The organism is Micromonospora sp. NPDC005172, assembly GCF_040608555.1.
Classification (GTDB): Bacteria; Actinomycetota; Actinomycetes; order Mycobacteriales; family Micromonosporaceae; genus Micromonospora.
In genome coordinates, this window is record NZ_JBEXIL010000045.1 from 41,606 (window position 1) to 50,306 (window position 8,701).

General features: G+C 69.9%; 7 protein-coding genes. All 7 read left to right on the plus strand.

Annotated features, from left to right (window positions below):
• Positions 1-5 precede the first annotated feature (5 nt).
• The 7 genes from ABZV06_RS25355 (at position 6) to ABZV06_RS25385 (ending at position 8,587) form a co-directional block, all read left to right on the plus strand.
• Positions 6-815 (plus strand): ABC transporter permease, encoded by an 810-nt coding sequence (locus ABZV06_RS25355; protein ID WP_355624630.1) that lies wholly within the window; start codon positions 6-8, stop codon positions 813-815.
• A 64-nt stretch (positions 816-879) separates the two neighbouring features.
• Complete coding sequence (locus ABZV06_RS25360; RefSeq protein ID WP_355624632.1) at positions 880-2,001, plus strand: YihY/virulence factor BrkB family protein; 1,122 nt, start codon at positions 880-882, stop codon at positions 1,999-2,001.
• Positions 2,002-2,269: 268 nt separating this feature from the next.
• Positions 2,270-3,448 (plus strand): ROK family protein, encoded by a 1,179-nt coding sequence (locus tag ABZV06_RS25365; RefSeq protein ID WP_355244268.1) that lies wholly within the window; start codon positions 2,270-2,272, stop codon positions 3,446-3,448.
• Positions 3,449-3,522: 74 nt separating this feature from the next.
• The gene (locus ABZV06_RS25370; RefSeq protein WP_355244329.1) at positions 3,523-5,067 is read left to right on the plus strand and encodes a sugar ABC transporter ATP-binding protein; all 1,545 of its coding nucleotides are present in this window, start codon (positions 3,523-3,525) and stop codon (positions 5,065-5,067) included.
• Positions 5,064-6,191, plus strand: a complete 1,128-nt coding sequence (locus ABZV06_RS25375) for an ABC transporter permease (RefSeq protein WP_355244271.1) — start codon at positions 5,064-5,066, stop codon at positions 6,189-6,191. Before ABZV06_RS25370 ends, ABZV06_RS25375 begins: the two co-directional genes overlap by 4 nt.
• Positions 6,192-6,289: 98 nt before the next feature.
• Positions 6,290-7,342, plus strand: coding sequence for a substrate-binding domain-containing protein (locus ABZV06_RS25380; protein WP_355244274.1), 1,053 nt, complete (start codon positions 6,290-6,292; stop codon positions 7,340-7,342).
• Positions 7,343-7,363: 21 nt separating this feature from the next.
• On the plus strand, positions 7,364-8,587 hold the full coding sequence (locus ABZV06_RS25385) for a Gfo/Idh/MocA family oxidoreductase (protein WP_355624634.1): 1,224 nt from the start codon (positions 7,364-7,366) through the stop codon (positions 8,585-8,587).
• Positions 8,588-8,701: the final 114 nt, after the last annotated feature.

Genomic DNA, 8,701 nt, shown 5'->3' on the forward strand with positions numbered 1-8,701 from the left:
GTCTCGTGATCACGCTGGTCCTGCCCCGACTGGTCGACGTCTCCGGCGCGTCCCGCCGGTCGGCGTCGGTGATCGGGCGCAACGTCGCGGCCCTGAAGTCGGTCTACTGGCTGCTGCTGCTCTCCGGCTTCGTGGAACCGCTGCTCTACCTGTTCTCCATCGGCCTGGGGGTGGGGACGCTGGTCGGGGACCTGCCGCTGCCCGACGGGCGGCTGGTGTCGTACGCCGAGTTCGTGGCCCCGGCGATGCTGGCCTCCTCCGCGATGACCGGGGCGCTCTCGGAGACCACATTCAATTTCTTCGGCAAGATGAAGTACATGAAGCTGTACGACGGGATGATCGCCACCCCGGTACGGCCGTTCGAGATCGCCCTCGGTGAGCTGGGGTGGGCGATGCTGCGCGGGAGCGCATACTCGGCCGCGTTCCTCGGGGTCATGGTCGCGCTCGACCTGACCACCGTGACCCGGGCCGTCACCGCGCTGCCGGCGGCGGTGCTTGTCGGGTTCGCGTTCGGCGGGCTCGGCATGGCGGTCTCCACGGTCATGCGCAGTTGGCAGGATTTCGACCTGGTGGGGTCGGTCCAGTTCACCCTGTTCTTCTTCTCGGGCACGTTCGTGCCGGCGCAGGCCTATCCGACGCTGCTGCACTGGCTGGTCGAGGTCACCCCGCTGTACCGGGCGGTGCACCTGATCCGCGGGATCACGTTGGGCGTCGGCGGCTGGCTCTGGCTGCTCGACGTGCTCTACCTGCTGGCGCTGATGACGGTCGGGCTGGGCGTGGCCGCGCGTCGGATGGGCAGGTTCCTCTACAAGTAGGGGTTATCCGGACCCGTCGACGGGGCATGTCCGCAGGTGACACCGCCGACGATGAGGAGGGGCGATGGCCTCGGACGAGTCTTCCGCCCAGCGCGAGCGCGACCCCAGCGCGCACGACAGCAGCGCGCACGACAGCAGCGCCCGCGATCGCAAGCACGGCCGGAGCGAGCATGATCCGCGCACACAGGCCCGCACTGAGCGTGACAGTGCCAACGCGCCGGTCGGGCCGGACGCGGGCCCGGACAGCCCCACCGACCTGCCCGGTAGTGGCTGGAAGGCGGCGTTGCGCCGCACCGTCAGCGAATTCCAGGACGACAGCCTGACCGACTGGGCGGCGGCGCTCACCTACTACGGGGTGCTGTCCATCTTCCCCGGGCTGCTGGTCCTGATCTCGATTCTCGGCCTGCTGGGCACCAGCGCCACCGAGGGCGTCAAGGACACGGTCAACCAGGCGGTGCCCAACGACAGCATCCAGAAGATCATCGAGGAAGCGATCAAGCAGGCGCAGGGCAGCGGTGGGCTGGCCAGCGTCGCCGCGATCATCGGTCTGGTGGCCGCGTTCTGGTCCGCGTCCGGGTACGTGGGCGCCTTCATGCGTGCCTCGAACACCATCTACGACGTGCCGGAGGGCCGGCCGATCTGGAAGACGCTGCCGATCCGGCTCGGCGTGACCGCCGTGATCGGGGTGCTGCTGCTGGCCAGCGCGGTGATCGTGGTCTTCACCGGCCGGTTGGCCGAGGTGGTCGGCGACGCGATCGGCCTCGGCTCCACGGCGGTCGCGGTGTGGAACGTCGCCAAGTGGCCGGTGCTGCTGATCCTGGTCAGCCTGATGTTCGCCATCCTCTACTGGGCCTCGCCGAACGCGCGGCACGGCGGCTTCCGCTGGGTCAGCCCCGGTGGGGTGCTGGCCGTGGTGATCTGGCTGCTGATCTCCGGTCTGTTCGCCTTCTACGTGAGCAACTTCGGCTCGTACAACAAGACGTACGGGGCGCTGGCCGGCGTGATCATCTTCTTGATCTGGTTGTGGCTGACCAACATCGCGATCCTGCTGGGTGCCGAGTTCGACGCGGAGTTGGAGCGTGGCCGGGCCATCTCGGCCGGTCACCCGGTCGACGACGAGCCGTACCTGGAGCTGCGCGACGACCGCAAGCTACGCAAGAAGGGCACCGCGCACACGGGCGGCTGAGCCGCCCCACCCGACACGAACCCGCCCCGCCAGCCAAGAGCCGCTGGTGGGGCGGGTTCGTGTCGGTCGATGAAACTGCGCGCGAGCGCCCGCGGGCTCGCCGTTATCCTTTTCTTGATCCACTTTAAGCTTTTGTTCCTTCGGACAAAAGTTGGGAACGGAACGGTTGAAGCTCTGGACAGGCGGCGAGGAACGCTCCTACTGTGTCGGACACAACACATCGGCGTTGCGTCGATGTGAACGAGTCCGATGAAGAGGTGAACCCCGCGTGCGGACCGTCGACCCCCTGCACGTCCGACTGTTGCGGTTGCTCCGCGACGAGGGGGCCGTGTCCCGCGCCGAGCTGGGTGACCGGCTCCAGATGCCGCGCCCGCGCCTGCTGGCCGAGCTGGACCGGCTGGTCGCGCTGGGGTACGTGGCCGAGGCCGGTTTCGCCGCCTCCCGGGGCGGGCGTCGTTCGACGCTCGTCGAGCTGAACCCGAAGCTGCGCTTCGCCGCCGTCGACCTGGGCGCCAGCTCGATGGACGTCGAGGTGGTCAACGGCCGCCTCGAACCGGTGGCCCACTACGCCGAGGCCGCCGACATCCGCAGCGGCCCGAAGGTGACCCTGCAACGGGTCAACGAACTGCTGCACAAGGCCCGGGTCGACGGGGCGTACGAGCGGCTGGACGCGGTGGGCATCGGCGTACCCGGGCCGGTCAGCTTCCGCGACGGCGTCCCGGTGTCGCCGCCGATCATGCCGGGCTGGGACCGGTTCCCCGTGCGCGAGCTGCTCAGCCGTGAGCACGGTTGCCCGGCGGTCGTCGACAACGACGTCAACATCATGGCCATCGGGGAACGCCACGGCGGGGTCGCCCACTCGGTGGACGACTTCCTCTTCGTGAAGATCGGCACCGGGATCGGCTGCGGCATCTACCTCACCGGCGAGGTCTACCGCGGCACGGACGGCTGCGCCGGGGACATCGGCCACATCCAGGTCGACGCGCACGGCCCGATGTGCTCGTGCGGCAACGCGGGCTGCCTGGAGGCGCTGTTCAGCGGCGCCGCGCTGGCCAAGGACGCGACCGCCGCCGCCCGCAGCGGGGTGTCGCCGGCCCTGGCCGAGCGGATGAGCCTGCGCGGCGTGGTCACCGCCCTGGACGTCGCCGAGGGTGCCGTCGAGGGTGACGTGACCTGCATCCAACTCATCCGCGACGGCGGACGGCGGGTCGGCGGCGTGCTCGCCGGCCTGGTCAGCTTCACCAATCCGTCGATGATCGTGATCGGCGGCGGGCTGGCCCAGCTCGGGCACATCCTGCTCGCCGAGATCCGCAGCGTGGTCTACCGCCGGTCGCTTCCCCTGGCCACCGGCAACCTGCCCGTCGTGCTGTCCGAGTTGGGTGGTCGGGCCGGTGTCGCCGGCGCGGCCGTACTCGCCAGTGACGTCGCCTTCGGGGAAGCATCGTGAGCGAGGAGGAGACCGTGGCCCTGTCCGACGAGACCGCCACCACCGGGTCGGCCGACGCCGACACCGACGCGCCGCTGGTCGAAGCTCCCCCCGACACCGTCGCGGGCGAGGTCGTCCTGCGCCTCACCGACGTGGTCAAGACCTTCCCCGGCGTACGCGCCCTCGACGGCGTCCAGCTCGAGGTCCGCGCCGGCGAGGTGCACTGCCTGCTGGGGCAGAACGGCGCCGGCAAGTCCACCCTCATCAAGGTGCTGGCCGGGGTGCACCAGCCGGACTCCGGGCTCGTCGAGTGGCGCGGCGAACCGGCCACCTTCACCAACCCGCAGGCCGCCATGAAGGCCGGCATCGCGACCATCTACCAGGAACTCGACCTCGTCGAGGACCTGTCGGTCGCGGAGAACGCGTTCCTCGGGCACGAATACCGCAGCCTCGGCTTCGTCCGGCGCGGCCGGATGGCCCGACACACGCGGCAGATCCTCAGCCGGTTGGGTCACGGCGAGATCCCGCCCGGGCGGATGGTCCGCTCCCTGCCGGCGGCAGGCAAGCAGATCGTCAGCATGGCGCGGGCGCTGTCGCACGAGGCGCGACTGATCATCATGGACGAGCCGAGCGCGGTGCTGGCCCACGACGAGGTCGGCAACCTGTTCCGGATCATCCGCGAACTGACCGCCCAGGGCATCGCCGTCATCTACATCTCCCACCGCATGGAGGAGATCCGCGAGATCGGCGACCGGGTCACCGTACTCAAGGACGGCCGGACCACGGCGGCGAACCTGCCGGCGCGCGACACCCCGACCCGCGACCTGGTCAGCCGGATGACCGGCCGGACCATCGAGTACGTCTTCCCGGACCGGCCGGCCGACGACACCGCCGGCGCCAACCTGCTCCAGGTGGAGGGGCTGACCCGCACCGGCGAGTTCGCCGACGTCTCGCTGAACGTCCGGGCCGGGGAGATCGTCGGCATCGCCGGCCTGGTCGGCTCCGGCCGCTCCGAACTGCTGGAGACGATCTACGGCGCCCGGCTGGCCGAGGCCGGCACGGTGCGGATGGACGGCAAGGTGCTGCGCCCCGGCGTCGGCGCGGCGGTACGGGCCGGCATGGGCATGGCCCCCGAGGAGCGCAAGAGTCAGGCGCTGCTGCTCGGTGAGCCGATCTACCGCAACGTCACGCTCGCCACCTTCGGCCGGTACGCGCGGCTGGGCTTCACCAACGCTGCGGCCGAACGCGCCGAGGCCGACCGGATCGCCGAGACCCTGGAGCTGCGGCCCCGGGACGTCGACCGGCCGGTACGCACCCTCTCCGGCGGCAACCAGCAGAAGGTGGTGGTCGGCCGGTGGCTGCTCGGTGGCACCAAGCTCCTGCTCCTCGACGAGCCCACCCGAGGTGTGGACGTGGGCGCCCGGGCTGAGCTGTACCAGGTCATCCGCTCACTGGCCGCGCAGGGCGTCGGCGTGCTGCTGGTCTCCAGCGAGGTGCCCGAGGTGCTCGGCCTGGCCGACCGGGTGCTGGTGATGCGGGAAGGGCGGGTCGTCCGCGAAGCCGCGGCCGGCGAACTCGACGAGAACACTGTGCTTGACCTCGTGATGGCGGGGTCCTTGATGGAAGGCGCACCGGCATGAGCGACGCGACTCCCACACCCACCGCGACACCGGAGCGCCCGCAGCTTCCGGCGCAGTCGCCGCCGGTGGACCCGGCGGAGACGGCGGTGGCCAGCGATAAAGCGGTATCCACCGGCAAACTCTCCTGGTGGCGGGGCGACGGCGGCGACGGCGCGAAGCGCAACCTCGGCCTGATCGGCGTGCTGGCCGCGCTCATCGTGGTCGGCGCGATCACCAAGCCCGAGCTGTACGGCGACCCGAACTGGGTCTGGAACAACGTCCTGGCGATCCTTCAACTCGCCTCGGTCGTCGGCGTGGTCACGGTCGGCATGACCTTCGTGATCATCGGCGGTGGCATCGACCTCTCGGTTGGAGCGATCGTCGCGCTGGCCGGGGTCTGGTGCACCACGGTGGCCACCCAGAGCTACGGCGCCGGCGGCATGATCTTCGCGGCCCTCGCGGTCGGCATCTGCGTCGGCCTGGTCAACGGCGTCCTCATCTCGTACGGCAGGTTGGTGCCCTTCATCGCGACCCTCGCGATGCTGGTGGCCGCGCGCGGCCTGGCGGCGTCGATCTCCAACAAGCAGACCCAGGTGTCGAGCAGCACCTTCATCAACGACATCGCCGCCCGCAAGGTCATCGGAATTCCGATCCTGGTCTACATCCTCGGCGCGGTCGTACTGGCCGGATGGGTCCTGCTCAACCGGACGACCTTCGGCCGGCGGACCATCGCCGTCGGCGGTAACCCGGAGGCCGCCCGACTGGCCGGCATCAACGTCCGCCGGCACACCATGCTGCTCTACGCGCTCTCCGGTCTGTGCTGCGGCATCGCCGCCATCATGCTCACCTCGCAGGCCACCTCGGCGCAGGCGGCGATGGCCAACCTGTACGAGTTGGACGCGATCGCCGCCGCGATCATCGGCGGGACGCTGCTCAGCGGTGGCCGGGGCACGATCGTCGGCTCGCTGCTCGGCGTCATCATCTTCGCCACGATCACGAACCTCTTCGCCATCAACGGCCTCTCCATCGAGGCCCAGAACATGGTCAAGGGCGGCATCATCGTCGGCGCCGTCCTGATCCAGCAGTTCAAGTTCAAGTCCGTCACTCGGCTCCTCGCGCGGAACAGGGTCACCACCGCAACCTGACGCACCGCACCGTTGTCCTGGCGACGTCGAGATCTTCGACGGTGGCCGGACCTCGCACACCCTCACCCAGATGAAATCCCGCTCCCAGGAGGTCGTTCATGACCCAGAACAGTCGCGACCTGTCGCGCCGCCGGTTGCTCTTCGGTGGCGCAGCGGTCGGCGCCGCCACCCTGCTGACCGCCTGCACCAGTAACGAGACCCCGGCCGCCAGCACCCAGACCAAGGCCGCCGGAAACGCCGAGGGCAACAACGCTCCGGGCAAGAAGGTCGTCATCGGCTTCTCCGCCCCGGCCGCCGACCACGGCTGGATGGGCGCCATCCACGCCAACGCCAAGGCCCAGGCCGCCGCGTACTCGGACGTGGAGTTCAAGGAGGTCGACGGCGGCTCGAACTCGGAGGCCCAGCGCTCCACGCTCGGCACCCTGATCGCCCAGAAGCCGGACATCATCGTCGTGCTGCCGCACGACGGCAAGGAGGTCAACGCCGTTGCCCTCCAGGCCATGCAGGCCGGTATCCCGATCGTCAACCTCGACCGGGCGTTCCCCGACGCGCTGGCCTCACGGCTGGTGATCAAGGGCGACAACTACGGCATGGGCGTCTCCGCCGGGCACTACATCGGCAAGCAGCTCAAGGACAAGGGTGTCGCCAACCCGGTCATCGGTGAGATCGCCGGTCTGGAGATCCCGCTGACGGTCGAGCGCAGCGAGGGCTTCAAGGCCGCGCTGGCGACGTACGGGTTCAAGGTGAGCAACCGGCGCTCGGCCGAGTTCACCTCGGACAGCGGCCAGCGCGAGGCGGCCCAGCTGCTCCAGGCGCTGCCGAAGATCGACGCGATCTGGAACCACGACGACGACCAGGGCATCGGTGTGCTCGCGGCCGTCAAGCAGGCCAACCGGTCCGAGTTCTTCATGGTCGGCGGCGCGGGCTCCAAGCTCGCGATCGACGCGATCAAGGCCGACAACTCGGTGCTCAAGGCGACGGTCACCTACAACCCGTCGATGGCGTCCTCGGCGATCTCGCTCGCGCGGCTCATCGCGCAGGGTCGGGGCCTGGGCGACCTGACGGAGCTGCAGGTGCCCAAGGAAGTGACCCTCGCCTCCGAGACGATCACCAAGGAGAACGCGAGCAGCTACGACAAGCTCGGGTTCTGACATACCGGGGGGAGACCCACCTTGTCCACGACAGACAGAGAACTGCGGATCGGCATGGTCGGTTACGCGTTCATGGGCGCCGCGCACTCACAGGCGTGGCGCACCGTGAACCGCGTGTACGACCTGCCGGCGCGGGCCCGAATGGCGCTGATCTGCGGCCGGGACACCACAGCGGTGTCCGACGCCGCTGACCGGCTCGGCTGGGACGCGTACACGACGGACTGGCGCGACCTGGTCAACCGGGACGACATCGACGTGGTCGATGTCTGCACCCCGGGCGACAGTCACGCCGAGATCGCCCTCGCCGCGTTGGCCGCCGGCAAGCACGTCCTGTGCGAGAAGCCGCTGGCCAACACGGTGGCCGAGGCACGGGCGATGACCGCTGCGGCGGACACCGCCCGCGCCGCCGGGGTGCGGTCGATGTGCGGGTTCAACTACCGCCGGGTCCCCGCGGTCACGATGATGCGCCAGATGGTCGCCGACGGACGACTCGGGGTGATACGACACGTCCGAGCGACGTACCTGCAGGACTGGATCGTGGACCCGCAGTTCCCGCTGGTCTGGCGGTTGCAGAAGGACAGGGCGGGCTCCGGCGCGCTCGGTGACATCGGTGCGCACATCATCGACCTGACGCAGTTCGTCGTCGGCCAGCAGATCACCGGCGTCAGCGCGATCACCGAGACGTTCGTCAAGGAGCGGCCGTTGCCGGCCGAGTCGAGCGGGTTGGCGGCCTCTGTCGACGGCGAATCGGCCGACGGCAACGGTCCGGCCACCGGCGCGGTCACCGTCGACGACGCCGCGGTCTTCGTGGCCCGGCTCGACGGCGGCGCCCTCGCCACGTACGAGGCGAGCCGTTTCGCCACCGGTCGCAAGAACGCCCTGCGTGTCGAGATCAACGGCTCGCTGGGCAGCGTGGTCTTCGACCTGGAGCGCCTCAACGAGTTGGAGTTCTACGACGCCACCCGGCCGACGCTGGAGCAGGGCTTCAGTCGAATCCTGGTGACCGAGGGCGACCACCCGTACATGTCGGCGTGGTGGCCGCCGGGCCACATCATCGGCTACGAGCACTCCTTCACCCACCAGATGCGCGATCTCATCGAGGCGATCGCCACCGGCACCGACCCGGCGCCCTCGTTCGCCGACGCGTTGCAGGTACAGCTCGTGCTGGACGCGGTCACCCGCTCGGCGGAGACCGGCTCCTCGTGGACCGACGTGGAACCGGCGCTGACCGTGGTCGCCGTCTGACCCCCTGACCATCCGCGACGGCGGTGCTCGCACCGCCGTCGCCCGACCGGCTTTCCGGTGCCGTCCGGCGAGGGTCCGGCCGCGGGTTTCGCCCCGCGGCCGGGGCGGGGTCGG